The 25,895-nt window shown below is 40.2% G+C and carries 28 protein-coding genes and 1 pseudogene; 18 read left to right on the top strand and 11 right to left on the bottom strand.

Going from position 1 to position 25,895, the window contains the following annotated elements; genetic code table 11:
* Nucleotides 1–45 precede the first annotated feature (45 nt).
* Complete coding sequence (locus tag AAEU28_RS14800; protein WP_421964836.1) at nucleotides 46–465, bottom strand: Lrp/AsnC family transcriptional regulator; 420 nt, start codon at nucleotides 463–465, stop codon at nucleotides 46–48.
* 96 nt (nucleotides 466–561) lie between these two features.
* Here AAEU28_RS14800 and AAEU28_RS14795 point away from each other — a divergent pair, with 96 nt between their 5' ends.
* The 7 genes and pseudogenes from AAEU28_RS14795 (at nucleotide 562) to AAEU28_RS14765 (ending at nucleotide 6,570) form a co-directional block, all read left to right on the top strand.
* A complete protein-coding gene (locus AAEU28_RS14795) occupies nucleotides 562–1,155 on the top strand; it encodes a LysE family translocator (protein ID WP_421964835.1) in 594 nt (197 codons plus the stop codon).
* A 100-nt stretch (nucleotides 1,156–1,255) separates the two neighbouring features.
* Nucleotides 1,256–2,395 carry an alpha/beta hydrolase-fold protein gene (locus tag AAEU28_RS14790; protein WP_421964834.1) on the top strand — a complete coding sequence of 380 codons (1,140 nt, stop codon included), beginning with the start codon at nucleotides 1,256–1,258 and terminating at the stop codon, nucleotides 2,393–2,395.
* A 94-nt stretch (nucleotides 2,396–2,489) separates the two neighbouring features.
* Nucleotides 2,490–2,834 carry a HopJ type III effector protein gene (locus AAEU28_RS14785; RefSeq protein ID WP_421964833.1) on the top strand — a complete coding sequence of 115 codons (345 nt, stop codon included), beginning with the start codon at nucleotides 2,490–2,492 and terminating at the stop codon, nucleotides 2,832–2,834.
* A 60-nt stretch (nucleotides 2,835–2,894) separates the two neighbouring features.
* The gene (gene sigZ / locus AAEU28_RS14780) at nucleotides 2,895–3,437 is read left to right on the top strand and encodes an RNA polymerase sigma factor SigZ (protein WP_421964832.1); all 543 of its coding nucleotides are present in this window, start codon (nucleotides 2,895–2,897) and stop codon (nucleotides 3,435–3,437) included.
* Nucleotides 3,438–3,521: 84 nt separating this feature from the next.
* Nucleotides 3,522–4,205, top strand: a pseudogene (gene arsH / locus AAEU28_RS14775) (arsenical resistance protein ArsH); the annotation flags it as partial.
* 454 nt (nucleotides 4,206–4,659) lie between these two features.
* The gene (locus AAEU28_RS14770) at nucleotides 4,660–5,568 is read left to right on the top strand and encodes a hypothetical protein (RefSeq protein ID WP_421964831.1); all 909 of its coding nucleotides are present in this window, start codon (nucleotides 4,660–4,662) and stop codon (nucleotides 5,566–5,568) included.
* 99 nt (nucleotides 5,569–5,667) lie between these two features.
* Nucleotides 5,668–6,570, top strand: coding sequence for a hypothetical protein (locus AAEU28_RS14765; protein WP_421964830.1), 903 nt, complete (start codon nucleotides 5,668–5,670; stop codon nucleotides 6,568–6,570).
* Between the two features lie 112 nt (nucleotides 6,571–6,682).
* Here AAEU28_RS14765 and AAEU28_RS14760 read toward each other — a convergent pair whose 3' ends face one another.
* From AAEU28_RS14760 to AAEU28_RS14720, 9 genes are all read right to left on the bottom strand, one after another.
* The gene (locus tag AAEU28_RS14760; RefSeq protein ID WP_421964829.1) at nucleotides 6,683–7,063 is read right to left on the bottom strand and encodes a hypothetical protein; all 381 of its coding nucleotides are present in this window, start codon (nucleotides 7,061–7,063) and stop codon (nucleotides 6,683–6,685) included.
* A gap of 170 nt (nucleotides 7,064–7,233) precedes the next feature.
* Nucleotides 7,234–8,121 (bottom strand): PhzF family phenazine biosynthesis protein, encoded by an 888-nt coding sequence (locus AAEU28_RS14755; protein ID WP_421964828.1) that lies wholly within the window; start codon nucleotides 8,119–8,121, stop codon nucleotides 7,234–7,236.
* Between the two features lie 132 nt (nucleotides 8,122–8,253).
* Nucleotides 8,254–10,278 (bottom strand): methyl-accepting chemotaxis protein, encoded by a 2,025-nt coding sequence (locus tag AAEU28_RS14750; RefSeq protein WP_421964827.1) that lies wholly within the window; start codon nucleotides 10,276–10,278, stop codon nucleotides 8,254–8,256.
* A gap of 241 nt (nucleotides 10,279–10,519) precedes the next feature.
* Complete coding sequence (locus AAEU28_RS14745; protein WP_421964826.1) at nucleotides 10,520–10,993, bottom strand: GNAT family N-acetyltransferase; 474 nt, start codon at nucleotides 10,991–10,993, stop codon at nucleotides 10,520–10,522.
* A gap of 46 nt (nucleotides 10,994–11,039) precedes the next feature.
* A complete protein-coding gene (locus tag AAEU28_RS14740) occupies nucleotides 11,040–11,336 on the bottom strand; it encodes a hypothetical protein (RefSeq protein ID WP_421964825.1) in 297 nt (98 codons plus the stop codon).
* A gap of 10 nt (nucleotides 11,337–11,346) precedes the next feature.
* Nucleotides 11,347–11,733 carry a VOC family protein gene (locus AAEU28_RS14735; RefSeq protein ID WP_421964824.1) on the bottom strand — a complete coding sequence of 129 codons (387 nt, stop codon included), beginning with the start codon at nucleotides 11,731–11,733 and terminating at the stop codon, nucleotides 11,347–11,349.
* A gap of 35 nt (nucleotides 11,734–11,768) precedes the next feature.
* A complete protein-coding gene (locus AAEU28_RS14730; RefSeq protein WP_421964823.1) occupies nucleotides 11,769–12,128 on the bottom strand; it encodes a GFA family protein in 360 nt (119 codons plus the stop codon).
* Between the two features lie 11 nt (nucleotides 12,129–12,139).
* Nucleotides 12,140–14,173 (bottom strand): winged helix-turn-helix domain-containing protein, encoded by a 2,034-nt coding sequence (locus AAEU28_RS14725; protein WP_421964822.1) that lies wholly within the window; start codon nucleotides 14,171–14,173, stop codon nucleotides 12,140–12,142.
* A 2-nt stretch (nucleotides 14,174–14,175) separates the two neighbouring features.
* Nucleotides 14,176–14,571, bottom strand: a complete 396-nt coding sequence (locus AAEU28_RS14720) for a MerR family transcriptional regulator (RefSeq protein ID WP_421964821.1) — start codon at nucleotides 14,569–14,571, stop codon at nucleotides 14,176–14,178.
* 106 nt (nucleotides 14,572–14,677) lie between these two features.
* On the opposite strand from AAEU28_RS14720, the gene AAEU28_RS14715 reads away from it, so the two are divergent.
* From AAEU28_RS14715 to AAEU28_RS14700, 4 genes are all read left to right on the top strand, one after another.
* Nucleotides 14,678–15,010: a hypothetical protein gene (locus AAEU28_RS14715; RefSeq protein ID WP_421964820.1), complete on the top strand. Its 333-nt coding sequence runs from the start codon at nucleotides 14,678–14,680 to the stop codon at nucleotides 15,008–15,010.
* Between the two features lie 388 nt (nucleotides 15,011–15,398).
* Nucleotides 15,399–16,742: a TolC family protein gene (locus tag AAEU28_RS14710; protein WP_421964819.1), complete on the top strand. Its 1,344-nt coding sequence runs from the start codon at nucleotides 15,399–15,401 to the stop codon at nucleotides 16,740–16,742.
* Entirely contained in the window at nucleotides 16,739–17,701 is a 963-nt protein-coding gene (locus AAEU28_RS14705) for an efflux RND transporter periplasmic adaptor subunit (RefSeq protein WP_421964818.1), read from the top strand. Before AAEU28_RS14710 ends, AAEU28_RS14705 begins: the two co-directional genes overlap by 4 nt.
* 9 nt (nucleotides 17,702–17,710) lie before the next feature.
* Entirely contained in the window at nucleotides 17,711–20,827 is a 3,117-nt protein-coding gene (locus tag AAEU28_RS14700; RefSeq protein ID WP_421964817.1) for an efflux RND transporter permease subunit, read from the top strand.
* A gap of 140 nt (nucleotides 20,828–20,967) precedes the next feature.
* On the opposite strand, the gene AAEU28_RS14695 is transcribed toward AAEU28_RS14700, so the two are convergent.
* Entirely contained in the window at nucleotides 20,968–21,657 is a 690-nt protein-coding gene (locus tag AAEU28_RS14695) for a DUF3667 domain-containing protein (RefSeq protein ID WP_421964816.1), read from the bottom strand.
* A 488-nt stretch (nucleotides 21,658–22,145) separates the two neighbouring features.
* On the opposite strand from AAEU28_RS14695, the gene AAEU28_RS14690 reads away from it, so the two are divergent.
* From AAEU28_RS14690 to AAEU28_RS14660, 7 genes are all read left to right on the top strand, one after another.
* A complete protein-coding gene (locus AAEU28_RS14690; RefSeq protein ID WP_421964815.1) occupies nucleotides 22,146–22,427 on the top strand; it encodes a hypothetical protein in 282 nt (93 codons plus the stop codon).
* A gap of 11 nt (nucleotides 22,428–22,438) precedes the next feature.
* Nucleotides 22,439–22,819, top strand: a complete 381-nt coding sequence (locus tag AAEU28_RS14685; protein ID WP_421964846.1) for a hypothetical protein — start codon at nucleotides 22,439–22,441, stop codon at nucleotides 22,817–22,819.
* 344 nt (nucleotides 22,820–23,163) lie between these two features.
* Nucleotides 23,164–23,289 (top strand): hypothetical protein, encoded by a 126-nt coding sequence (locus AAEU28_RS14680; protein WP_257720524.1) that lies wholly within the window; start codon nucleotides 23,164–23,166, stop codon nucleotides 23,287–23,289.
* Between the two features lie 127 nt (nucleotides 23,290–23,416).
* Nucleotides 23,417–24,004 carry a Crp/Fnr family transcriptional regulator gene (locus tag AAEU28_RS14675; RefSeq protein WP_421964814.1) on the top strand — a complete coding sequence of 196 codons (588 nt, stop codon included), beginning with the start codon at nucleotides 23,417–23,419 and terminating at the stop codon, nucleotides 24,002–24,004.
* Nucleotides 24,005–24,087: 83 nt separating this feature from the next.
* Nucleotides 24,088–24,714, top strand: a complete 627-nt coding sequence (locus AAEU28_RS14670) for a nitroreductase family protein (RefSeq protein ID WP_421964813.1) — start codon at nucleotides 24,088–24,090, stop codon at nucleotides 24,712–24,714.
* Nucleotides 24,711–25,163, top strand: coding sequence for a DMT family transporter (locus AAEU28_RS14665; protein ID WP_421964812.1), 453 nt, complete (start codon nucleotides 24,711–24,713; stop codon nucleotides 25,161–25,163). The genes AAEU28_RS14670 and AAEU28_RS14665 overlap by 4 nt, the downstream gene beginning before the upstream one ends.
* A 4-nt stretch (nucleotides 25,164–25,167) precedes the next feature.
* On the top strand, nucleotides 25,168–25,881 hold the full coding sequence (locus tag AAEU28_RS14660) for a GNAT family N-acetyltransferase (RefSeq protein ID WP_421964811.1): 714 nt from the start codon (nucleotides 25,168–25,170) through the stop codon (nucleotides 25,879–25,881).
* The last annotated feature ends 14 nt before the right edge of the window (nucleotides 25,882–25,895 follow it).

The following is a 25,895-nucleotide window of genomic DNA, read 5'->3' as shown; positions in this document are numbered from 1 at the left end:
AGGTTAGGAAGTCAGGGCTCAATCTACAAAACAGCATCTGAGTGCTCAGGTCGTGCTCGAGCTCTCTGACTTCCAGAATTGATAAGTGCTAGCTAAACACTCATCAAGGAGAGATACAAGGTCTTTAGTTTCTATGCGTAAAAGATATTCATACGGGCCCGTCACATTATGACATTCTTTTATTTCATCAACATCTTGTAGGGCTTGCTCAAATGCCAGTTGAGAAGGTGTTGAATGTTCCGTTAACCCAACAGCTACATAAGCGATAAAACCGACGCCCAACTTTTCGGGATCAACCACTGCCTTGTAGCCTTTTATCAAACCTGACTTTTCTAATTCTTGTACTCTTCTTAAACAAGCTGAAGGTGACAAACCAATTTGCTCAGCAAGCTCTGTGTTAGCTATACGCCCATCCTTTTCTAGAATGCGCAATATTTGGTGATTATAACCATCAATTTTCGTCATTAATTGCAAAATCCAAGTTTATAAAAGTGAAATACGCATGATAATTGAGTTTATATCTCGCTAAACTTGTTTTAACACAAGTAAGGGAATAATCCTATGACTCAAGAAATCATTCTCGCGTTTGCCGCATTCGCGTTTGTTTCATCTATCACACCAGGACCAAATAACTTAATGCTAATGAGTTCTGGCGCAAATTTCGGATTTAAAATGACTGTGCCCCACTTGATGGGTGTTATAGTTGGCTTTGCAATCATGATTGAATTGGTTGGTTTAGGCGTCATGCAATTGTTCAATGCCTTCCCTGTGACTTACGACATTTTAAAAGTCGTTTCTATAGTCTACTTGCTTTACCTTGCTTTCAAAATTGCGACCGCCACACCGAGCGACGGCAAAGATATTTCAGAAAAAGGCAAACCTTTTTCATTCATACAAGCTGCACTCTTTCAATGGGTCAATCCTAAAGCATGGACTATGGCACTCACCGCCGTCAGTGTTTATGCGCCGGAACAAAACTTACTCACGGTCACTATTATCTCTGTTATTTTCGCTGTAGTTGGTTTTCCGTGCGTAGTAAGTTGGATTGTTTTGGGGCAAAAAATGCAATCAATCTTGAGCCAACCAAGTCATATGCAAAAGTTTAATTGGGCCATGGCGGGGTTATTAATCATCTCTATTGTTCCAGCACTTTAAAAAACTTTTCATCAGCAAAATATCAGTTTTTTATCAAAATAAAATCAATTAATTAACTGCAATTGCTTTCATCATGGTGGCAACTATTCAAGGAGTCACCATGAACATAATTAAACACTTCACGTTATTCATACTTTCACTCGCCTGCCTATTAAACTCGCTCGCGCACGCTCAAGAGCAACAAAGCAAGGGCGTTAAAACAATAAAGCACCAGTTTCAATCTAAGGCTGCCAAACAAACGATTTCATTCGATGTCATCTTGCCTTGGGGATACGACAAAAATCAAAAATACCCTGTACTCTATACCACTTCAGGAGGCAGTCGAATTGATATGCTTACTTATCAAACCGATTGGCTAAGTCACGTTGAAATGGGCCCTATGCCTGCCATGATCATAGTGCAATTACCTTATCTAGATGTTGAATCGACATTACATCCGAAAGATGTTTCAGCGTCAGGCGAGGGTAACTCATTGACTTTAAATGTACTAAAAAATGAACTCATCCCATTTATTGATAAAACCTACCTAACGTACAAATACAAAGTGCTGGAAGGATATTCAAGTAATGGTAATTTTGTGCTGTATGCGTTTGAACAATCACCGACGTTATTTAATGGTTTTATCGCCAGCTCTCCTGCTCTAGAACTAGACAAATCAGGACTTGTTGAAAGACTTTCAAAGCTAAAGTATTCAGAAAAGTATCATGATAGATTCTTTTATCTATCACTGGGCTCTTTCGTGAATAACGCACCTCTGTTTGAAAACATCAAAGAGAATCTTAGTCAGCAAGCGTTTCACGCCCGCTTTGCAAATTACAGCCAATTTAATTTCTTATCGGTTGCAAGCTTCAGCCTTACCGAAGCAATGGAATACCTATTTGCTGATAAAAGCCCTGACATTGCACAATTTGCAAGTGCAGGCCGACAAAGTGTTATTGCTTACTTTGAAAAACTTTCTCAAAAATACCAGCAAACGCTTAGTCCAAACCCAAGCTTAATCGATTTAAGTTTTTACTATATAGAGCACAAACAAGGTGAAAAAGCCGTTTTGACTATACAATATTTAGTTAACGCTCACCCTGAAAATACCTTTTATTTGAGCAGACTCGCAAAGGTTTATGAACAATTAGGAGAAACTCAAAAAAGCCGCCTCACATTACAACAAGGCATTAAGCTTGCGAATAAGCTCAACAATGCAGATGCCCTCACCTATTTCAAAGGTGAATTGAGCAAGCTTTAGACTAACTTTACTTAGGCAATTTAAGCAGCTTAGTTTTATTCAATTGAGCTGCTACGCTCTGCGCGTTAGACTCTGTAAAAAGAGGAACAAACTTATGACATTAAACGACTTCTTAGCTCAGCTTAACGCACAACCAGAAACCACTACCTTTGAGCTGTGTCAGCAAATAATTGCTGATAATTACACTTACACTGCATCAGCTTTTAATAATAATGGTTTGCAGAGCAGTGCTGAGCAAAACCAAGGCTCTTGTAAAATCTTAGCTTTTGCACAACTCAACAATTTAAGTAAAGAGCAAACATTGCATTGCTTTGGCGATTATTATCGTATCGATGTTGTTCAACATCCTGAAAATGACGACCACGGTAATATCCGTGCACTTTTAAAAGCAGAATCGAGTGTCGCAGCAGTTACTTTCGACGGTACGCCGCTTCAGTAAGCTTTTAGTCATTCAGATAGTGGTTTAAGATAAAAAAGCGTTAAACCACTATTTGATATTATGTCTATTGAACAAATTTGGGCTGAATACAAAACCAGCCTACACGCTTTTTTACTTTCGAAAGTGTCTAACCCTGCAGACGCAGAAGAGTTATTACAAGACATCTTGTTAAAAACACATTTGCAGATCCACCAGCTAAAAGATCAGGCCAGTATCAAGCCTTGGCTTTTCCAAATTGCCAATCACGCCATTATTGATTTTTATCGCAAACACAATAACTACCAACATACCGAGTTGATAGAGGTAATTGAAAAACAAGATGCAAACATTCGTGCTGATTTAATTAGATGCATTGAGCCATTTCTGCAGGCCATGCCTGAAGATGAAGCTGATTTAATAAGAAAAATTGAATTAGAAGGCTGCTCGCAAAAACAACAAGCTGAACAGCTTGGAGTAAGTTACTCCACTTTTAAGTCTAGGATGCAAAAAAGTAGAGCTGATTTAAAAGTGTTATTTGATCGCTGTTGTGACTTTGAGTTAGATAAACAAGGCAATCTAATTGACTATCATAGAAAACCACAACAAACCGAAAAAAAGAATTAAATAAAAACTTTTTAAATAGTTTCGTCTTTTTGCACCGCGCTTCGTCTTAATAAGTGAATACAAAACACCACTATTGGAGATGTAATGCGTTTTTTAAACAACCAAGCTTTTGAAGTAACCCCGAAGCAATTTTCAATCAGCAATCATAAACCACGTGTATTAGTGCTATACGGCTCACTTAGAGCCCAATCAATGAGTCGTTATGCAGCAGAAGAAGCGGCAAGAATACTCGAGTATTTAGGCGCTGACGTGAAGTTGTTCAACCCAAAAGGACTGCCTCTTTTTGATAATGGCGTATCGGTCGAAGACGAAAAAGTACAAGAGTTACGTGCTTTAGTAAAATGGTCAGAAGCACAAGTTTGGTCTTCTCCCGAAATTCACGGCAACATGTCGGCAGTACTTAAAAACCAAATTGACTGGATCCCACTCTCAGAAGGTGCAGTAAGACCTACACAAGGAAAGACACTGGCCGTCATGCAAGTATCAGGCGGCTCACAGAGCTTTAATGCGGTAAATAATATGCGTGTTCTTGGGCGTTGGATGCGTATGTTAACCATACCGAATCAATCTTCTGTTGCGAAAGCTTGGCAAGAATTTAATGAAGACGGAACCATGAAAGAGTCCGCCTACCACGCTCGTATTGTCGATGTGATGGAAGAGCTAATGAAATTCACATTGCTGACTCGTGACAATCTTGAATGGTTGGTTGACCGATACAGTGAACGAAAAGAAAGTATCAATACAGCCATTAAAGAGCAAGTGAGTCAGGCTGATGTTCTTGAAGTAAGAACCAAGAGTAAAACAAAGAAACAAGCTGCTGAAAAAAGCACTGCCAAAGTAGCTTGCTGTTGATTAACTTTAAAGCGTGCTATTTAGACCTTACAAAACTTTATCCTAGCCAAGTTTCAAAAAGAAGATTAAAGCTCAAGGGCTAAGTCGATGAAAGACAATTTCCCTCTTAAATTGTCTTTCTATTTCTTCTATTTTATTTGGCTCTACAGAGCCTCCCTCCATAAACAGTACTTTAATAAATTGCTATTTAAGCAATATAACCTACTCATAAAATCATAACCCTATGAAATAAATACTAATAAAAATAATCAGCAAGACGTCAGACTGATTTCATAACCCTTTCATGTTTTTTGTTTTTACAAAGTGGAATATCGCTTCATCAAGTCACAGCTCGTTGACTGTATTAAGTCTAGTTACAGGAAGAAACATTATGTTAAAGAAATTGGTAGTCTTAACTTTATCTTTATTACCTCTTTCTCAGTTACACGCTGAGCAGACAGAGTTCGCCACATTTAAAGGCGCATATATGGGTCAGCAAACCCCGGGGTTAATTGCAGAGCCTTTTGCACCGGGAATTATTTCAACTCAGGGTTGGGAACTTGAAGGCGTGTTCGCACCCGGTATGCAAGAGTTTTACTACACCATTGACCTTGCGCAAGGCAACAAAGACAAAAAGTTCAGCCCGACAGTGATTGGCTACAAGCTTGAAAATAATAAATGGCGTAAGTTTACCCAGTTCCCTCGCAGCGGCGAGATTGTATTCTCTGAAGATGGTAACACCATGTATATGGCAGAAAAGTACAGAGAGCGCACAACTGAAGGCTGGTCTGAACTCAAAAGCTTGGGGCCATTAATCGACAAAAAAGAATATGGCATCATGCGTCTGTCAGCATCAAACCAAGGCTCGTACGTATTCGATGACTATAAAAGCAATGATCTTATCCGTATTTCTAAATTAGTTAACGGCCAACGCCAAATCCCTGAAGTCATGGGAAAACAAATTAACACAGGGAAATGGACTGCTCACCCTCTTATCGCACCAGATGAAAGCTATATTATTTGGGATAGCGAACGAGAAGGCGGCTTTGGAAAGTCGGACCTTTATATTAGCTTTAAGCAAGCAAACGGTGATTGGGGCAAGGCCATTAACATGGGCCCAGAAGTAAACTCAGCAGAAAGTGACTTTTACGCCAGCGTTACACCCGATGGGAAATATATTCTCTTTAACCGAACTATCGACAGAGAAAAAAGAGACATAGACATTTATTGGTCAAGCGCAGAAATCATTGAACGATTGAGGGAAAAGCACAGCAATATCGACGTGACTTTAACTGAATAAAAACATACTCATTTTGGAGTGGCACACTGAGATCCCAGTTAGATTGTGCCACTTGAGTCTAAAAACTCACAATAACAATACAAAATGTATAGGAAAGTTATGAACCTAAGATCTGTTGTAATCTCATTATTCATTTTGATACTGCCTTTAAGTAATGTGGCATATGGTCAAAATAAAGAACCAAAACTTGAAGGTAAGTATTTAGGACAAACACCACCAAGCTTAACTCCTCAAGTCTTTGCGCCAGGCCTTATATCTATTCAAGGTCGATATGAAATGGGGGTTTCATTTACTCCCAATCTCGAAGAAGTGTATTTTTCCTCACAAAAAGAAGGCGATGTGGCATCTATACACTTCTCACAGATAACTAATGGTGTATGGCAACCTATAAAAAAAGCAAATTTTACCCAAGGTCAGAAGGCTGGAGAAATGGAGCCATTTGTGACACAAGATGGTAAGCATATTTACTTTACTGCGTATAATAAAGACTTCACCGATACCAAAATTTGGGTAGTCAATCGAGAAAACAATGGCTGGAGCACAGCTAAAAAACTTAAATCTCCGATAAATAACGAAGAAGTATTTAACTCCACACTAGCAAGCAATGGCGACCTTTATTATACGGATATCTTTAAATCACAAACCTTTTATTCACCGCTCAAAAATGGGCAATACGCAGAAATCTTCCCAGCAGATATCCCTTTTGGAATTCATGGGTTCATTTCACCTGATCAAAGCTATTTACTCGTTGATAATAGAAATATAGAAGAAAAATCAAGAAAAGACAGAGACTTGTATGTTTATTTCAAACAAAAAGACGGTAGTTGGTCAAAGCCTATTAATCTAGGGGAAAGCATAAACAGTAAAGTAAGTGAAACTGTCCCTACAGTTAGCCCGGATGGCCAATATCTGTTTTTTAGTCGGTTTGATGAAAAAGGAGATTTCTCTAATATTTACTGGGTAAGCACTGACGTGATTGAAAAGCTTAGACCTAAGGTTTAACTACGATTTTAAATAATGGTTTAAGCTAATTCTTTTCTACTTAACCTAAACTTTGGTTAAGAGATTTACAGTACAAATATTCAGCCAAACAAAATGTTTGGCTATTTTCTTTTTATGTTAGGTAAAAGCCTTGTTGGTTTAACCATTCAATTGCTTCGTAATCGTTTATGAACTTTCTAAAAGTAACACCGGCATTTTCAATGTGATGTTGAATATGGCTGCCTTGACAAGTGTTATCTACTAACCAACATTCTACTTGTTGGTTGTGTCTGGCTAGTTGAATAGCATTGTTGTGTTTATAGTTGATAACTTCTTCAGAGACCTGCCAGCCTCGCAGATCAGCAAAGAGTGCCCACTTTGTATCGCGAACTTTAGCAATCGTTTCATCAAGCTCCGTTAAATAGGCAATATCAGTTTGAATATCCCAGTCACCAGATATCTTAGCAACAACTATGTTGCTTTTGAGTTCAACGCTAAAAGTTGGTTTTACCATAGTAACTGACGCTTTTATTACAATGAGTTCTTTAATTAATTTATGAATGCTATTAATCAAATAATAGGCAATAAAAAGTCTGCTTTCAAAGTGCCATGATAAGCTACAACAGTATTGATTTAACTAAGTTAAAGTTAAACTCCAACGCCTATGGGCTCTATTGTGCCTTTTTACTCGACACAATTATTTAAGTCTACTTTGAGTTGCCCTATTTGCTGTGCAAAACCACCCACTTCTACTTTAGTTACTTGGCCACTATTTAACTTTACACTCGCACTCAACTTGGATGCTCGTCCCATAGCGCGACCTTGCTCAAAAACAAAATCGAATGTCTCTTCACCTGCAAAAACATGCTTCACAAGATAACAAGCCAAAGCGCCACTTGAACTGCCTGTCGCTGATTCCTCTGGAATACCAAAAAGCGGCGCAAAATTTCGGCAACTGGCTGTGAACTCACTGTCTGAGTCATTTAACTCAAAAGCATGCATGCCAATTAAATCGTACTTTTCACAAAACTCGCTAAGCTTCTCGTTATCTACTTCTAATTTGTCTAAATAACCTAAAGGCACTGGCACAATCACATCATGTAAGCCTGTGGAAATGACTTCAATGGGTAACTGAGTTGAAGATAATATATCAAACGGTAAACCAATTAATTCAGCGATATCCTCATACTCGAAGGTTTGTAGATAAGTCGGGCAAACTTGCTCCATCACTACACGACCATCTTCTTCAACATTAACTGATAAGATGCCGGCTTTCGTGCGTTGTTTATACTTGCCTGCAGAAATTAGACTCTTGTTAAATAAAGTTGAAAAAGTAGCAAGCGTCGCATGACCGCAAAAGTCAACTTCATCAGTGACAGTAAAAAACGACACTTCAAAATCAACCTCATCATCTTTTGAGACAAACGCAGTTTCTGAGTAACCTACAGCTTGTGCTATTTTGAGTTTTTCAGCATGAGACAAGTTGTCCGCATTTAATACTACCCCAGCAGGGTTTCCGCCTTTGCCGTCCATTGTGAACGAATTAACTAAAATAGCGTTTATATTATGCAAATCAACACCTTTGAATCATTAACTAATAGGTATGAAGTTAACCTTCAAAGAAAAAAAGCGCAATCAAAACGCTTACTAATTGAAATAAAAAAGCCGCTATCAAAAGCGGCTTTTTTGTTAATTTCAAAGCAGTTAAAGCTTAAACCTCTCAACAGACTCAGCCAGCCTATGCGCAAACTCACTTAATGACTCACTACTTTTGGCCATTTGTTTCATTGAAGATGCGTTATCACTCGCAGTATCTTTCGCTTCTAGCATGACATGGCCAATACGCTGGCAATCTCCTTCTTGCTGCTCTGCTGAGTGTGTTACTTGCTCACTTAAATGCGTCACTTCATTTAGCGCATCTTCAATTTGTTGCATTACAGCAACCAATGCTTGGCTTTGTTCAACACATACAGATGCATCTGTTTGCCCACTATGAATTGCATCAGCAGCTTGCTTGGTATCTTGCTGTAATGCCGAAATCATCTTATTGATTTCTTCAGTAGAGTCTTGAGTGCGAGACGCCAATGTTCTTACTTCATCGGCAACAACCGCAAAACCTCGACCTTGCTCGCCCGCTCTTGCCGCTTCTATTGCTGCGTTAAGTGCTAATAAGTTTGTTTGCTCAGCAATCGACACTATGGTGTCTAAAATCGACCCAATATTATTACTGTGCGAGGTTAAACGGGTCATCATTTCCACCGCTTCAGCCATCTTTTCATCAAGTGATTCGATGTGAGACTGATTATCAACCACCAAGGTTGAAGCCTCTGCTTTGCGTTCATTGGCTTGAAGTAAACTCTCTAAACTTTGCTGCGCGTTTTGAGATACATTTGATGCTGAACTTGATACATTTTGCGCCAAGTTTGCGGCATCATCCATTCTGATCATTTGTGATGCGGCATTCTCCGCTACCAGTCGACTCTCTGAAAGTGACTTTTCAGACACACTATCAAGCTCTTGCACTTTGGTGTTTATGTCATTTAAAAGGCTTCTGAGACTGTCTTTTACCTTGTTAATATTATCAATCAAAGTACCAAACTCGTCGTCATTACGCTTTTTCATGTCGCGAGAGAAATCTCCCTCGGCCAAAAAATTAAGCATTTTATTTACCGCTTTCAATGGGGAGAGCATGGCTTTACTGGTCGAATATGCAATAAATGCAGCTAAACCGACAAAGATGATCACTAAGATAATCGCACTGGTTTGGGCTTGAGCAATCAATTCTTGTGTAAGTTTTTGTGATGATTCAAACGATGTTTTGGTTTTATCTTGTATTGCATTTAATGCGCTGATGACGTTAACAGAATACTGCTCTGTTTGGCGGTAAGTGGCTGTCGCATCAACTTGAGATTGGCGCTGTTTATCAAGCTGTGCGTATAAACTACCAGGTGAGCGAAGTAAACTCTCAAGTTCCCGTTGTGCATTTTCAAAGTTATTAAATACTTCCTCTGCATTAACGCCTTGAGCTTGGCGTTTTAGAAAAGCAAAGTTGTCACTGATATTGTCTAAAATAAAAGACATATCTTCTTTATGCGCTCTGAGATTAGCGAGAGTTAACGTTGGGATCTGTTTAGCATTACTTTCTAACGTAAACAGCATATCGTCAATGCGAACACCTGTCCCCATCATTTCTTCAAGTTGACGATTATTCACACCTTCTAGCAATTCTATATCTAGCATAGCCACACTCGCTTGCTCTTTGCTATCAAGAAGTTTTACAAGGAGTGAAGAAATGTCATTCTGAGCAAGAAGTGATGTAGTTTTAAGTGCAAGCATTCTTTCGCCTGCTTGCTCCATTGCATCAACAGTTTGTTCTACCTTGGATACTGAACTACTTAGAGTTTGATCGTATGACAACTTGTTTTTGAGTTGAACGACTAACGTCTGTTGTGATGATGCGGCTTTATCAAAGCTTTGCTTTGCTTGAGTAACCTCATTAGACGACTCTAAATTATAAGCTTGGGCAATGAGTTTACTTAACCTCAATTGCTGAAGTTGAAGTTCATCAACGGCCCTTTGCCCTGGCAGTGTTATATCTGTTACTTTCCTATTTGCATCACTGATCTGTGATAGCGCCATATATCCCAATGAGCACGCCAGTAAAAGCAAAATCCCGATTGCCCCAAAGCCTGCTGTTATTTTTTGTTTTATTGTTAAATTGCTAAGCATAAAAATGGTTCCCACGGTTGAGGACCGACCACTATGTTATAAAACAAAGTAAATTCCAAGCATTTACTCTAAAACAATTAACGATTCTTTAATAAATTTAGGCAATTATGGTAAAAAATTCCAAGGTGATGAGAAATTAGACGGTTTTTATATTATTCAAAATGAAGCTATAGAACCTGACAAGTGATTAATCTTGACTGCTCTGTGCAAATAAATGCTTGTTATAAATTTTCAAAGTGCATTAACCTCGCTGTAACGCCACTTTTTCAATGCCATGAGCCGGTGTGAACTGCTTGAAAACTTTAAAACCATGTTTCTCATATAATTTAATTGCGGGTTGATTGACCGCAGCAGTCTCGACGATGGCATATTCAAACGCTTTGTTTTGAAGAACAAACTCAATTAATCGGCTAGCAATACCTTGTTTAAAAAACAATGGAGATACCGTTAAGCTCTCTATTTCTAATGTTGTGTTTGAAATGTCCTGGGCTGAAGACTCATTCAACGATATTTCAATCACACCAGCAAGCTCACCATCAACAATAAAACCATAAAACTCAGTCGTTGACTCTTGTATGTGTTCAACTGTACGTGATAAAGGCGGAAAGTTCTCAACACCAATAAGAACAGCTTCGATTTTGTAAGAGCTTTGAAAAACCTGATAAATTTGCTGGCTAACTTCTGGCGCTGTATTGTTTAATTGTTGGATCATCATCTTATTTATTATAGTTATCGATTTATAGAACAGTGCCGAGAATAACTCACTCAACTACCACAAGGTTATTTTTACTCAGCATTTTATGCGCAATGAAATTGTAAAGCACAAGCCAGACAAACACACTCGTTAGAACCGCGTAGCCTCTAAAAGTAGGTAAAAGCCAAATCATCATCACCACAACCAGCATATATGTAATGAGTACTGACGAAAGCAGTTTCAAAGATTTAAGCTTGAGCCTCACACTACAATGATTGCACTTAAAGTAGAACGGGAAAAAAGCGAGTGACATCGCAAAAGGCTCGATTTTTTCGTGGCACTTTGGGCAAATCGCATCAGACATCTTGGCTCCTCTAAACTTCATACAACTCTAAAGGCAAACCATCTGGGTCTTGGAAAAAAGTAAACCGCTTTTTGGTATATTCATCCACACGAATAGCCTCTACTTCAACCCCATGACTTTCTAATGCCTTTACTTCAGTCTCTATACATCCCACGCAAAAAGCCAAGTGCCTTAAGCCCTGAGCTTCGGGGCGGCTCACTCTTTTTGGCGCATTCACAAAAGAAAACAATTCAATTTGACTGCCATCTGGCAAGGCTAAATCTAATTTGAAAGAGTCTCGCTCTGCTCGGTAATTTTCTGCAACGACTTGTAAACCTAAAACTTGTGTGTAAAAAGCTTTAGACCTTTCATAATCAGAACAAATAATTGCCGCATGATGAATGCCTTTTAAATTCAACCTCTTCTCCTAACAAAATAAAACATTATCAAAGCTTACTCATCTATAAACGTCCAAGTGTCCGCACCGTCAAAACGCCTTATCTTAATATCTTGCGTAGTTACTGGGTCCACCATACGAAAATTCACAGCGGTTTTTTCTCGACCTGCTTTTTCAGTCAAGGTGTAATGGGTAGTACACCCACATTTTCTACAGCGATGAAAGTGTATGTATTCATCACCATGACTGTAAATTTCTGTACTACCTTGGCCGATATTGAGCGAAACTTCTTGCGGAGGGTAGTTTCCCCACAGGGCTGCTAAACGATGGCAAATAGAGCAATTACAACTGGTTAGTGACTCAGGTTTCGGCATAGTTAATTGTATATTCCCACAATGACAACTTGCATTTAGCATTCTATTTTCCTTTAGTTATTCGAAAAAGTGACTTTCACTAATTCGTTATTAGTTTTCACAAAGTTATCGCCTAGCATTTTTAATGGTTGTTTTGAAAAATCACTCATAAACAAATTGTTTTCATCAAAGCGGCCGACAATTTCTGCTTGCTCTAATGTTGGGTTATAGCGCCAAACATTTTGCTGTTTATCTTGAAGAAAAACTTCATTCCCTTTTGCGTAATAACGGCCTTGAAGTGTTAGAGTTGGCAATGCTGTAATTGCTTGCGCCTGACTGCCTACTATTTTTTTAAGTTGGCTGCTGTCATTCAATATTAGGGTGTTATTGGCTAACACCTGTGCCCAATGAAAAGGCCCTTCAAATAGAGTGCTAAGGTTATTCTTTTTTAAATCTATGGCAATTAGAGAGGTGTTTAACTCTGTTTCAGATTGTACGTACAAAGTATTGGCTGTTGCTTGCAGCAATTGTTTTACTGGTACATTCAACTCGAGTTTTTTTAGCTTAGAGTTTTCATCAGCAAGGCTTAAAAGCCAAACATGATTTTCAATAAGATAAGCCACTCGATTTTTATCTAACCAAATGTGATCTGTAACCTCACCTGCTTGAGTTAATTGTAAAAGCTGCTCACCTTGTTGCAGCCAAATCTGAGTTGAACGACTTCGGTTGCTGAGTACACTGATTTCATCTGTTTCAGGTCGAAACTTTCCCTGCACATCAGTAAATTTCGATGGCGCAATATCAACTACATCATTTAGCTGTGTTACAGAGCTTAATCGAACCTGATGGTTGTCTCGACCGAGTAAAGCAAACAACTGCTGGTCAATAAACGTTAACTCCGACACTTGCATGCTACTGGCTAGGTTTGTGTTGCTGATAACTTTTCCCTGCGGGCTGTATTCTACAAGTGATTTATCTAGAGCTACCCATAGATTGCCATTGTCTGAAAATGTCATAGCCAAGTTGCTCGAGCTTAACGTTTGGTAGAAATTTTTCGGCAAGCTAAGGGTTTCCAGCTTATGCTCTTCTAAGTCAAACATCTGTAATTGATTATTAAAATTAATAGCAAGTCGAGTTTTATCAAGCGACAAAAAAGCATTATCAATCTGACCTGCAAGCAAACTTGTTTGCTGCTGTGTTTTAAAATCCAACGAAATCAGCTCTGACTGCCATTGTTTATCGGTTTTAATAAATAAGAGTGTTTCATCATTTATGAAAAGCGGCGTGTGATAGAAGTTAGTTTGGCAAGGCAATATACGAGTAAGCGCTTTAGTCTTGATATCTAACACCACTAACTCGGCGCATTTAACGCCATTTTGCTCAATAATTTGGCCAAAACGCAGTTGCTGTTTATCTTCAACTAAAACCATTCGGCCATAAACATGCGCTTTATCTAACAGCACTTCCCGCAGGTTGCTTTGTGTATTGTGAAGCACTAGCTGATTGCCAGCTTGTTTATCGATAAAGATAAACTCAGTTTTAGACAGTGGCATTACTTGAGCTAATTGCTCAGTTTGTGTGTCTAAACTGGTCAAATTTACCTGAGCTATTTCAGCTTTTGTCGTCGGTTTATAAAATAAATGAATAGACGTAAATATGACGATTAAGAATGAAGCAACGACCAACAAAGCAATAGGTTGATTCAAGAGATTCTGTTTTATTTGATGGGCGGCTTTGACGATTTGCTTTTCAAACGCCTCTCTTTCAAGCTTCTCATTTGCACGACCTTTACCTTCAAGGCCTTCACTAACAAAAACCAAGCTATAACCGCGTTTAGGATGCGTTTTAATAATGGCCTGCTGTTTGGCAGTATCACCAAGAGACTTTCTCAGTTGTGCGATAACGCGTTGTAACGCATTAGGTGCAACAATCACATCTTGCCAAACTTGTAGCTGCAATTGCTCATAACTGACAAGCTCACCTTGGGCATCAAATAGCACTTTAAGCACCGACACCAGCTTAGGTTCGAGTTGCGTTACAGTGCCTTGTTTGCTTAGTTCGCCTGATTGCCAGTTTATGGTGAAACCATGAAATTGTGCCTGGTGCATACTTAGTGAGCTCGCAAGTTCTGTAAGATATTGCACTGACTCGAATTTGCGTCATCGCAGCCTTCGAGCAAGCCCGTTAAGGTTTGCTCTAACGCTTCAAGTTCAATTTTGGCTTTTTTAACTCGCTCTAATTGCGCAGCAATTAAGTCATCAACATGATTATTGTGCCCTTCGCAGGCATTGCCATGATCGCAACCAAGTACTTTTTTAATCTCTTCAAGAGGAATTTGTAAATCTCTACAACGGCGAATAAACGATAATCGCTCAACATCCTCTTGCTGATAAACGCGATAACCGTTGTCGGCACGTGCTGGCTCTGGTAATAAACCAATCTCTTCGTAATAGCGAATGGTTTTACTGGTCACCTGAGTTAATTTTGAAAGTTCGGCAATTTTCATGTTGACCTTCCTGTTACTGGAAGCTTTATAGTGGCCTTACACTAACGCACTTTTTATTCGTGTGAAATAGTTAAACTCATTTAAATTATTGGTTTATAGATTAGTCATGTTGAAATCGCGCATCGCATACATTTTTGTATTGGTCTTGCTGCACAGTTTATTAAACTGTGACCGCGCGCCTTTTCATGCCGATAATAGTCATGATGACCCTGTCCATGTACATGAGTTAGTTAAATCACCTCATTTCGATCAAGCCGATGACGGCTCTCAGATTTTCCACGCTGACATTCATAACCATCACACTTGTCACAGCGGCAATAGCGTTAAAGTGCAAAATGTACTGGCTTATAGCGAACAAATCTGCAGTTACAACCCAGCTTATCAAAGCAAAAGTTACCCGCCTTTAGTACCGCCTCCGAGTTTACTCAATCACGCCTAGCGCACACATTTCATCATTTTTTACTGATGACTCATAGCTATGGGCTTTAGCTTTTAGCTTTTAGCTTCTAGCTTCTAGCTTTTAGCTTCTAGCTTTTAGCTTCTAGCTTCTAGCTTCTAGTTTCTAGCTTTTAGCTTCTAGCTTCTAGCTTCTAGCTTCTAGCTTCTAGCTTCTAGCTTCTAGTTTCTAGCTTTTAGCTTCTAGCTTCTAGCTTCTAGCTTCTAGCTTCTAGCTTCTAGCTTCTAGCTTCTAGCTTCTAGTTTCTAGCTTTTAGCTTCTAGCTTCTAGCTTCTAGCTTCTAGCTTCTAGCTTCTAGCTTCTAGCTATCATCCAGTGTGCGCTCGACTGTTAATTTTCATACAGAATTTTAATAAATTGAGTAATAAACATGAAAAAGATCTCATTTTTGATCATGGGTTTGGCTGTTTGTATGCCACAACCTGTGTGGGCCGAGCAAACGCCGCTTAGCCTAAAAACTGTGCTACAACGCACACAAGCAAACCACCCTAGTTTGCAACTTTACAAAGAAAAAGCAGCAGTTATCGAAGCGAACCGCTTACAAGCGGGTTTATCGCCTAACCCTGAATTAAGCTTCTCGCTAGAAAATGCATTCGGCAGTAACGAAGCAAAAGGTGTCAGTGGTGTAGAAGGCACTTTACTTATTAGCCAACTGTTTGAACGTGGTGATAAAAAACAGCGGCGTATTGCGGTGCAAGATAGCAAACTGGTGCAATTTCAGACCGAATATCAACTCACGCAACTCGATGTATTTGCTAATGCCACCGCGCAATATTATCAGGTGATGCGCTTACAAAGCTTAATCGCGTTAAGTCAAACGCAGCAAAGTACGGTATCGGCCGCGCTTAATACCATTAAACAACGCGCAGCGGCAGGTGCGGTATCGAATGCCGATGTGGCTCGAATGCAGTTTGAATACGGGACATTAGAGCTCGAGCAGCAACAACTTGAAAGTGAATTTACAACAGCAAAACTGCGCCTAGCCCAGTTTTGGTTAGGTGAAACTGACTTCAGTAACGTTCTAGAACTACTGCCGACACGCAGAGACGCTAACGGCAATGTGAAAACAGAACTGAGCCTGCCAAATTTAGCTGACTTACATAACGCCATTGATATGGCCCCTGAAATTCAACTTATTTCACAACAAGTGCTAGCCGAACAAGCAACTATGCAATTGGCTTCCGCAAATTCGGTAGCAGATCTTACTTTGGGCACAGGAGTCAGATTTGATAATGCCAGCAACAGTGCTTCACTGCTGTTTGAAGCAGCGATGCCTCTGCAACTCAGCAATCCACAACAAGGCAATATTAAAGCGGCACGTGCGCAAATCGACTTATTAAGTGAGCAGCAGCAATTAATTCGTCAATCTCTTAAACAACAGATCAGCCAAACCTACAATCAAGCACAAAACCAACAACGCAGGCTCTTGCAGTTGCAAAGCCAATTACTCCCTTTGGCAAAAACTTTAATCTCACAAAGTTTAGACAGCTATCGTCTTGGCCAGATCTCAGTGTTGCAACTGTTAGATGCGCAAAAAGAGCGTTTCAATACCGAGCAAGCAATCATAGAAACACAAATATCACTGTTTAATTCACACCTTATGTTACAGCGCTTGATAGGCAACACCTCACTATCAGCACTGAATAACGCTCATTCTCAATCACCTCTCTCTAATCAAACTGCAACTTCTTCGCTATGGAGCAACACACTATGAAATCATTAAAACTATCGACTATCGCGTTAACATTCGCTTTTTCAACGCTTGGAATGACTCATAGTGCTATGGTTTTTGCTGGCGAAGGACATGATCACGATGAAAAGCCGACTTCAGTACAGAAACAACCACAACATGATGATGAAGAAAATGTGGTGGTGCTCAACGAGCAAGCCATTCTAGCCAATGGCATAAAAACCGAACGTGCGAGCAATGGCACAATAAGCCAACACGACACCTTGTTTGGCGTGGTTGCGCCAACCATAGACAACACTTTCACCATCATGGCCCCTTATCAGGGCATTGTTGAAAAAGTATTTGTAGAAATTGGTGATCGAGTGACAAAAAACCAGCCGTTACTCAAAGTACAAAATCGCCAAACGTTACAAAGTTATATCATCAAGAGCCCTGCCGATGGTGAAGTCACTGAGCGTTTAATTGCGCAGGGGCAACTGGCGTTAGATCAAACCTTACTGACCATCATTAATCTTAAGCAAGTGTGGGTTGAGCTGTCGGCATTTCCTGAAAACATCGAAAAACTCCAAATCGGTCAAAGCGCAGCTATTTACGATTTACACCAACACTTAAACACCTCAGGCAAGGTCTCGTATATCGCCCCTATGATGACAGGCGGACACATCGCTCGGGCAAGAGTGGTGATAAACAACCGTGACGGACACTGGCGACCGGGCATGCATGTGAAAGCTGATGTAAAAACGGCAGAGCTTACAAGCCAATTAAGAGTGAAACAAACCGCCATTCAAAGCTTAGAAGACGAAAACGTGGTGTTTGTTAAAACCGCAAACCGCTTTGAGGCACGCCATGTAACACTTGGTGAAGCCAACCGCGAATGGGTGTCGGTCATTGAAGGCTTAAATGCGGGCGAAGAGTATGTCACTGAAAACAGTTACATCTTAAAAGCCGATATTCTTAAAAACGGCGCAAGCCACGCACACTAAGGAGCAGATATGATTGATTTTATAGTTTCTTTTGCCGTAAAGCGTCGCTGGCTAGTCATGGCTGCCACTTTGTTGGTTGCCGCATTTGGTGTGTATAACATGACACGTTTATCGATTGATGCGGTCCCCGATATCACCAACGTACAGGTGCAGATCAATACCAAAGCCACTGGTTTCACCCCGTTAGAAACCGAGCAACGGATCACCTATTTAATAGAAAACGCCATGGCAGGGTTACCAAACCTCGAAACAACACGCTCATTGTCGCGTTATGGATTATCTCAAGTCACCGTTATTTTTGACGAAGGCACCGATATTTACTGGGCTAGACAGCAAATTGGCGAGCGCCTACAAAGTGTTCGCAGCGAATTGCCCAATAACATAGAGCCCAGTATGGGCCCTATTGCCAGTGGCTTAGGGGAAATATTTACCTATATTGTTAGAGCACAAGACAGTGCCAAAAAGCCCGATAGCTCGGCTTATAGCGCTGAAGATCTGCGCACTTTGCAAGACTGGGTTATCAAACCGCAACTCATGAAAGTTAAAGGTATTACAGAGATAAACAGTATCGGCGGGTTTGAAAAGCAATATCAAGTCGCCCCTGAGCCGAGCAAACTACTGGCGTATAAACTGACTATTGCCGATGTGGTTAATGCGCTTGAGCAAAATAATGCCAATCGCGGCGCAGGTTATATTGAGCGCAATGGCATGCAATATTTAGTTCGATCCCCTGGGCAATTGAAAACCCTGACTGACATTGAACAACTTGTTGTCGCAAGACGTGACGATGCACCTGTTCGTATTAAAGACATAGGCAAAGTCTCGTACGGAAAAGAGCTACGAACCGGCGCTGCCAGTTATGGCGGTGAAGAAGCGGTACTCGGCACAGCCATGATGTTGATGGGCGAAAACAGTCGTGTGGTTGCCAAAGCCGTGGCCGATAAACTACAAGCAATTCAACCCAGTTTGCCTAAAGGGGTTATCGTCGAAGCCGTATACGACCGCACAACATTAGTTGATAAAACCATTGCCACCATTGAGAAAAACCTATTTGAGGGTGCGGTGTTGGTTATCGTTATTTTGTTTTTATTACTTGGCAACATCACTGGTGCGCTCATCACCGCATTGGTTATTCCACTGAGTATGTTGTTTGCCATGACGGGCATGGTAAGCAATCGCGTATCGGGTAACTTAATGAGCTTAGGCGCCATAGATTTTGGTTTGATTGTCGACGGCGCGGTCATAGTCGTTGAAAATGCCCTGCGCCGTTTGGGATTAGCCCAACACCAACACGGCCGCTTGTTGACTTTAAAAGAGCGCTTAGACGTTGTGTATCACAGTACCAAAGAGGTTTTTAATCCCGCCGCATTTGGCATGCTGATCATCATGTTGGTGTATTTACCCTTATTTGCTCTAGAAGGCATCGAGGGCAAAATGTTCCAGCCAATGGCGTTTACCGTGATTGCTGCGTTAATCGGCGCGCTGATCTTTTCTATTACCTTTGTGCCTGCAGCCATTGCCATTTTCGTTAAAGGTAAAATTGAAGAAAAAGAAAATCGAGTCATGCGCTCAGCAAAAGCCATTTACCAGCCGTTACTCGCTTTCTCTTTAAAACACTCAGTTGCGCTAGTCGCCGTGGCATTCACTTTTGTAGGAATTGTCGCTTGGCAATCACAAAAGCTCGGAGCTGAATTTTTACCTAAACTCGACGAAGGCGATATTGCTATGCATGCGCTTCGGATCACCGGCACTGGGTTAGAGCAATCGGTTGAGATGCAATTAACGCTTGAAAACACCATTAAAACCCTGCCTGAAGTAGCGCATGTGTTCTCAAAAATTGGCACACCGGATGTCGCCACCGATCCTATGCCGCCGAATGTGGCAGACACCTTTATGATCTTAAAGCCTAAATCTGAATGGCCCAATCCTGATGAAAGTAAAGCCGATGTACTTGCACGACTCAGAGCTAAAGTCGCAGACATACCGGGTAATAACTACGAGTTTACTCAGCCCATTGAAATGCGCTTTAACGAATTAATCGCCGGTGTGCGCGCCGATGTGGCACTGCGTATTTATGGCGATGACTTAAGTGTACTTAAACAATATGGTGAAAAGGCCACGGTGCTATTGAAAAATGTCAAAGGTGCCACCGATGTACGTTTAGAGCAAATGGCAGGCTTACCGACTTTATTGGTTGAACCACAACGTGATCATTTGGCGTTACTCGGCTTAACGGTCAGTGATATTCAAGACACCCTCGCCGCTGCAGTCGGCGGTGTTGAAACAGGCCTAATTTATGAGGGCGACAAACGCTTTAAACTCTTAGTCAGGCTAGATAAACAATGGTCACAAGATTTAGAGGGCTTAAAATCACTACCTGTGGCTTTGCCCGCAAGTCAGAACCCAGATCTGGCGTTTGTGCCTTTGGGGGAAGTGGCCAATATCGTGTTAACCACAGGACCGAATCAAATTAACCGTGAAAGCGGCAAACGCAATGTGATTGTCACAGCTAACGTTAATGACCGAGATTTAGCCAGCTTTATCAGCGAAACAAAAACGCTTATGAATGGCGAACTAAATCTTCCTGCAGGTTATTGGCTTGATTATGGGGGGACTTTTGAGCAACTCGAATCAGCCAGTCAGCGACTCAGCATTGTAGTACCTGTGACTTTATTATTGATTTTAGGGCTGCTTTATAGCGCGTTTAATTCAATCAGAGATGCATTGGTCATTTTCAGTGGCGTACCATTGGCGTTAACAGGCGGTGTATTGGCTTTAGTACTCAGAGACATGCCTTTCTCGATTTCTGCCGCAGTCGGCTTTATCGCCCTCTCAGGCGTCGCAGTGCTAAACGGCGTGGTCATGCTGTCATTTATAAAGCAACTCAGAGAACAAGGTTTAAACTTATACCAAGCAATCGAGCAAGGGGCGCTTCAAAGGCTGCGCCCAGTAATGATGACCGCCCTAGTCGCCAGTCTCGGGTTTCTTCCCATGGCGCTGAATGTCGGCACAGGTGCAGAAGTACAAAGGCCGCTGGCTACAGTCGTCGTCGGCGGTATTATCACCTCGACACTTCTAACTTTAGTGGTGTTACCTGCGCTTTATAAATTGGTTTCTCGAAGATAACGGTACTTTCTTTTCTAAAGTAACCTTTCCTAAAGCAATCATTTCAAAAATAGCCACTTTAAGAAGCAGTGTTGGAACCCTGCTTCTTATTTAGAGTATATGAAGTGTATTTTTGATTAGATAAAATTAGACAGGAACTTTTATTTGCTTAACACCACATCAAACATAACACCCATAGTCGCCATATATACCAAATAAATAACACCAGATTTTAAAATTGTGACCCACCATGATCCCTGATACATGGTCTTAAATGCTTTTAAAAAGTACCACAAAGCATATAACAAGATAGGTGGTTGGAGAATTAGAAAAATTGTGTGCTTTTGTTCTAATACCTCAAGTGGCCCTATTAAAATCAAGACCAAGTAGCTCATGGTATGAATATGTAACGAAAACACAATATTACTCACCATGTAACTACTTGGGTAAAGTGCTTTTACGTAGAATGCAAATAGGGGAAACAAGATAAACATCGCTTTAGAATACAAATCTAAAGACGAAGCCGAGTAATCTTCTGCGACAATAAAAAACTGTTGAAATGTCGAAAACAATAAGAAAAAGATCACACTGAAAACCAAGTACAACCTAAGTGGTGGCGTATATTTAGCTCGCATTCCCTGATCATACTCGTATGAAGCCAAGCCCGGTTTAGTACAAAGGGTTTTAAGCGTTCGAGACAACCTGCCATCAATGTCTAACAATTCATGCACAGACTCTTTTATAAAAGGAATAAGTGGTTGCTTGGTTGATTTAATGCTTTGCCCACATTGAGAACAAAACTTAGAGTCTTCAGATAACAGGGCTTGGCAATTCTTACAATTCAATTCCATGTAATTATTCGTTATTCACTTAAAAACTATAAGTTTTTAAGTCGTTATATGACTTTTATCCATTTCATATTAGATATACGAGCAACGCAAGTACTATTAAAGATAAAAGGTTACTTCAATTCTAATTAGACTGTCACCCTTCAACGATTAGTGACTTTGGTCGTATTGCTAACTTTATAAAGTTTGCTTTATAAATAACTCGCAAACGCGTTTTTGATGACATTAAAGCAGCTTGTATTAAACAAGCTGCTTTTTATTGCTATTGACTTCGATTTACCCCACGCCAAAACAAAATATATCTGGCTGCTTTTTAATGCCGCATTCGATAAAATAACCAACTTAACAAATGTTAAATTACACACTAAACGCGCAATTAAATAAGGCAAGAACTCATTTCTCACAAAATTCACTTTAGCTCAACGCTATTAATCACCTACTCAATTGGCGCGTTTGCTTGCTTTTTATTACACGCTTTTTTTGCGTTTCCTGTGGTTTTAGCTGCAAGTATTCCTGCATTTGTTGCAAGCTTTATTCCGAGCAATGAAAAACTCGCTCACCACCCCCATGCAACCTTGTATGCAGGTTGTTTCACCGGTATGTGCTCTGTCAAATTAATAGAAAGCTTGTGGGCATTATCGCTCATTTGCTTTATCGGCACTTTGCTTTATGTTTCAAGTATTCGTCTGTTCAGTGGCTTTGGCGGACGACTTGGCGGAATTGCGTTTACCTCGGTCGCTATATTTGTACTTACTCGACAGGTATTGATGTAATGCTAAATTCGATTGCGATTGATTTGTTATTTATCTCTTTATTGGGCGCCATTTCAACCTACCTGGTAGCAAAACGAAACCGCTTTGATGCCATACGTGCGTCGAGCTGCTTATCGATTTTAGCCTATGGTATTTTCTACTTAGTTGGTTTGAATACTGAACTTTATAGCTTGGTATTTTTTGGCAGTACTTTTGTGGGCATGAGTGCCCCTATTCGGTTTGGTCTTGAAAGCATCTGTTTATCTGCGGTTTTATTTACTGTGTTTTTTGAGTATCTCATCCCTCACTTAACAGGATTTGGTGGCGCACTTGGGATCAGTGCATTCTTGTCAGTATGTATTTCCCATATTACTTTTCTACTGTTAGCCAAGATAAAAAGGTTTACACCCTAAGCTTTAATGAAATACAAAAAAACAAAGAAAGTCAGAAGCTTAAAGCCAAAAACCTCAACTACAACCACAAGAAGTACTAACCTAAATCCTGATCTACTCTCGTTTTAAAACCAATTTACTTTTATATCTAATTATTTATTAAGGATATAAATTAAAGTTATAAACACAAGAAACTCATATAGCGAAAGAATCAAAGCCTAATTAAAACAGATATTTAAAAACAAAAACACATAATATTAGAACTCTTAATTCCACCCTGTAACAAAAAGATCAAAAAACAACCTTGATAATTCGAACTCTAATTATTAGACTAATAAGCGAATAAACAAAACAAAGAGGAAATCATGAATACTTCTAAAAGCCTTACAGAGCTTGTCTGTTTCTATACCATTCTTTCTGTTGGTTATGTTTTCGCTATCTGCTCTGAAATCGTAAACTATAACCCTAAGTGGTCACACTCGAACCGCTAATTATAGTATGGCCAGTTCGCTGGCCTCCAAATCTCCCCTCATTTTAATTTCACTTTTGTCTTAATTCTTACCTATTCTATTATTAGTTGTTATAGTCAAAGCCTTTACATTATCTAGGTTTACTTCATTGCAAGCTGCATTTACCCATTTAGAACAAATACTTAAACAATACGCGCCATTATCAGATCAAGCTTTAAAACGCTACTTTAGTGCCTGCCACTTTACACATGTCGCTAAAGGAACAACCTTATATGCCATTGGTGAAATACCAAGTAGTTTTGCCTTTATTCATAAAGGGCTGATGCGCGCTTATTTAATAGATGAAGAAGGTAATGAATTTAATAAAAACTTCTTTGCTGAAGGACGTTTTCCAGGCTCAATGAGTGCCTTACTAAAAAATGAAACCAGCTTTTTAGCCATAGAAGCACTTGAAGACTGTGACATCATAACCATAGATTTTAAACAGTTTCGCCGTGAGTTGTTTGCTGATAATGAACTTATGGCATTTCATATTAACTATTTAGAGCAACATTGGCTGTTAGAGAAAGAGCCTAAAGAAATTGGATACTTACAACACGAAGCAAAACAGCGCTATTTGATGTTTTTAGACAAGTACGAGTCAATTTTGCCTAGACTCCCTCAGTACCACATTGCCAGTTATCTAGGGATCACGCCTACCCAACTCAGTCGCATTAGAAAAGATTTAAATAATTAATTGCTTTTATCAACATATGTAAAGGCGTTCAAAGTTCAGCTTTCATAGACTTACCACATCAACCACATGCAGGAATGAAAGCAATGAACTATTTAAATGCACTAAACTGGCGCTACGCTGTAAAAGAATTTTCAAACCAGACTTTATCGCAAGCACAGATTGATGGCTTAGCTGAGAGCGTCAGACTCAGTGCCAGCGCTTATGGTTTGCAACCTTACAAGCTTTTAATTGTTGAAAGTGCTGCACTTAAGAATGCTTGCTTACCTTTCAGTTATGGGCAAAACAAAGTCGCTGAGTGCTCACATTTATTGGTATTGGCAAATTATACCGAGATCACCGCTGACACTATCAACACTTTTATCAGTGAACTTGCGGCATCTCAAGGCAAAGAAGCTGAAAACTTATCGGCATATAAAAACATCATTTCACAAGACATTTTGAGTAGAACGTCAGCAGAGCAAAGTATTTGGGCGCAGCAACAATGCTACATCGCACTAGGTAAACTCCTCAGTTATGCAGCAATGAATCAAATTGATGCCGGTCCTATGACAGGATTTGATACACAAGGTATCAACCAAGTACTTGGGCTCGATAAACAAGGGCTCAATGCCGCTATTCTTTGCCCTGTTGGTATTCGTAGTAAAAATGACAGCACTGCAACTCGACCTAAATTTCGAAAAACAACCGAGCAGTTGGTGGTAACATTATGAATTCGCTCGGTATACTGGCAATCTTTGCTGGTGGCTGCATTGCTATTCAGGCAGCCATGAATGCAAGGCTCGGGGTACACTTAAACAGTGCGTTACTAGCCACAGGTTTTGCGTTTTTAGCAAGCTTTGCGCTTATCGCCAGCTTTATTGTGCTCAGCCAGTTTAAGACGCTGCAAATCACTTTTAGTAACATACAGCTGACAAGTGTGCCCTGGTATTTATGGTTTTCTTGCGCGTTGAGTGTGATTGGTGTCGGTGCAATGTATTGGTTAATACCAAAAATGGGTGCGGGTATGATGATGAGTTATGCCCTCACTGGCCAGCTTGTTATCGCCATGCTGATCAGCCATTTTGGACTATTTGAAAGCCCACAAAAACTCATAACCTGTAGCAAACTATTAGGCAGCGCACTGCTCATCGTCGGTATTATTTTAATTAACAGGGACTAAGATCATGACTTCAGAACTTGCAAAAAACTTACAGAATTTAGACGCCTTTTGGTCTTCAATGGCGCACAGTCCTGAGCTAAAAAGTGAGCAAATAAAGGAGCAAAAAAGCGAGCGAGAACTCAAAATACATACCAATTGGCCGAATAAAGCTTGGCAGGCCGACTTCGGTTTAGATTACTCAGAAAAAGCGCACCCAATACCCGCAGGAAAATCTAGAGTGACGATTTTAAAGCCTGCTGAGCATAGTTCAGAGCAAGTAAAAATGTCACTGCAAGCCATGGTTTTGCCTTTGGACGAGGCACACTTTAATGGGTCAAGCCAAGTTGAAGTGCTTACTCAACCCGATGATTTACCTTCTTGGGCTCAAGCTTGTTCAAACGCATTTGGTTATAACATCGCGCCAGAAGCTCTGTTACCTTTTCTCTCAAACTCAAATGCGACATTGTTTTCTTATAAGGTTGACGGGAAAATAGCTGGCACCGCCATCGCATTTCAAAGCGATGATGTGATGGGCGTGCATCAAGTCGGTGTCGATCCTAATTTTAGAGGCCAAGGCATAGCAAAAACCCTCATGCATCACTTAGTTGATTTTGCCAAGCGTCAAGATACTCGTTTAATGACGCTACAAGCTTCAAAAGCAGGGCTTCCGCTATACCAACAAATGGGATTCAGCTTACTTGCTGAGGTTTATCACCTAGAACCAAGACTAGCAATCTGACCCATACTGATACT

Origin of the sequence: Pseudoalteromonas sp. SS15, assembly GCF_049257195.1 — a bacterium.
Taxonomy (GTDB): Bacteria; Pseudomonadota; Gammaproteobacteria; order Enterobacterales; family Alteromonadaceae; genus Pseudoalteromonas.
The sequence above is the reverse complement of the archived record's forward strand: the minus strand, read 5'-3'. Positions and strand labels throughout refer to the sequence as shown.

Excerpts from the sequence above, each read along its gene's own strand:
- AAEU28_RS14730 (WP_421964823.1), bottom strand. The coding sequence starts at position 12,128 with ATGCTAAATGCAAGTTGTCATTGTGGGAATATACAATTAACTATGCCG.
- AAEU28_RS14680 (WP_257720524.1), top strand. The coding sequence starts at position 23,164 with ATGAATACTTCTAAAAGCCTTACAGAGCTTGTCTGTTTCTATACCATT.
- AAEU28_RS14790 (WP_421964834.1), top strand. The coding sequence starts at position 1,256 with ATGAACATAATTAAACACTTCACGTTATTCATACTTTCACTCGCCTGC.
- AAEU28_RS14665 (WP_421964812.1), top strand. The coding sequence starts at position 24,711 with ATGAATTCGCTCGGTATACTGGCAATCTTTGCTGGTGGCTGCATTGCT.
- AAEU28_RS14710 (WP_421964819.1), top strand. The coding sequence starts at position 15,399 with ATGAAAAAGATCTCATTTTTGATCATGGGTTTGGCTGTTTGTATGCCA.
- AAEU28_RS14660 (WP_421964811.1), top strand. The coding sequence starts at position 25,168 with ATGACTTCAGAACTTGCAAAAAACTTACAGAATTTAGACGCCTTTTGG.
- AAEU28_RS14740 (WP_421964825.1), bottom strand. The coding sequence starts at position 11,336 with ATGTCTGATGCGATTTGCCCAAAGTGCCACGAAAAAATCGAGCCTTTT.
- AAEU28_RS14670 (WP_421964813.1), top strand. The coding sequence starts at position 24,088 with ATGAACTATTTAAATGCACTAAACTGGCGCTACGCTGTAAAAGAATTT.
- AAEU28_RS14705 (WP_421964818.1), top strand. The coding sequence starts at position 16,739 with ATGAAATCATTAAAACTATCGACTATCGCGTTAACATTCGCTTTTTCA.
- AAEU28_RS14720 (WP_421964821.1), bottom strand. The coding sequence starts at position 14,571 with ATGAAAATTGCCGAACTTTCAAAATTAACTCAGGTGACCAGTAAAACC.
- AAEU28_RS14800 (WP_421964836.1), bottom strand. The coding sequence starts at position 465 with ATGACGAAAATTGATGGTTATAATCACCAAATATTGCGCATTCTAGAA.
- AAEU28_RS14760 (WP_421964829.1), bottom strand. The coding sequence starts at position 7,063 with ATGGTAAAACCAACTTTTAGCGTTGAACTCAAAAGCAACATAGTTGTT.
- AAEU28_RS14700 (WP_421964817.1), top strand. The coding sequence starts at position 17,711 with ATGATTGATTTTATAGTTTCTTTTGCCGTAAAGCGTCGCTGGCTAGTC.
- sigZ (WP_421964832.1), top strand. The coding sequence starts at position 2,895 with ATGTCTATTGAACAAATTTGGGCTGAATACAAAACCAGCCTACACGCT.
- AAEU28_RS14715 (WP_421964820.1), top strand. The coding sequence starts at position 14,678 with ATGTTGAAATCGCGCATCGCATACATTTTTGTATTGGTCTTGCTGCAC.
- AAEU28_RS14785 (WP_421964833.1), top strand. The coding sequence starts at position 2,490 with ATGACATTAAACGACTTCTTAGCTCAGCTTAACGCACAACCAGAAACC.
- AAEU28_RS14765 (WP_421964830.1), top strand. The coding sequence starts at position 5,668 with ATGAACCTAAGATCTGTTGTAATCTCATTATTCATTTTGATACTGCCT.
- AAEU28_RS14695 (WP_421964816.1), bottom strand. The coding sequence starts at position 21,657 with ATGGAATTGAATTGTAAGAATTGCCAAGCCCTGTTATCTGAAGACTCT.
- AAEU28_RS14745 (WP_421964826.1), bottom strand. The coding sequence starts at position 10,993 with ATGATGATCCAACAATTAAACAATACAGCGCCAGAAGTTAGCCAGCAA.
- AAEU28_RS14795 (WP_421964835.1), top strand. The coding sequence starts at position 562 with ATGACTCAAGAAATCATTCTCGCGTTTGCCGCATTCGCGTTTGTTTCA.
- AAEU28_RS14750 (WP_421964827.1), bottom strand. The coding sequence starts at position 10,278 with ATGCTTAGCAATTTAACAATAAAACAAAAAATAACAGCAGGCTTTGGG.
- AAEU28_RS14770 (WP_421964831.1), top strand. The coding sequence starts at position 4,660 with ATGTTAAAGAAATTGGTAGTCTTAACTTTATCTTTATTACCTCTTTCT.
- AAEU28_RS14725 (WP_421964822.1), bottom strand. The coding sequence starts at position 14,173 with ATGCACCAGGCACAATTTCATGGTTTCACCATAAACTGGCAATCAGGC.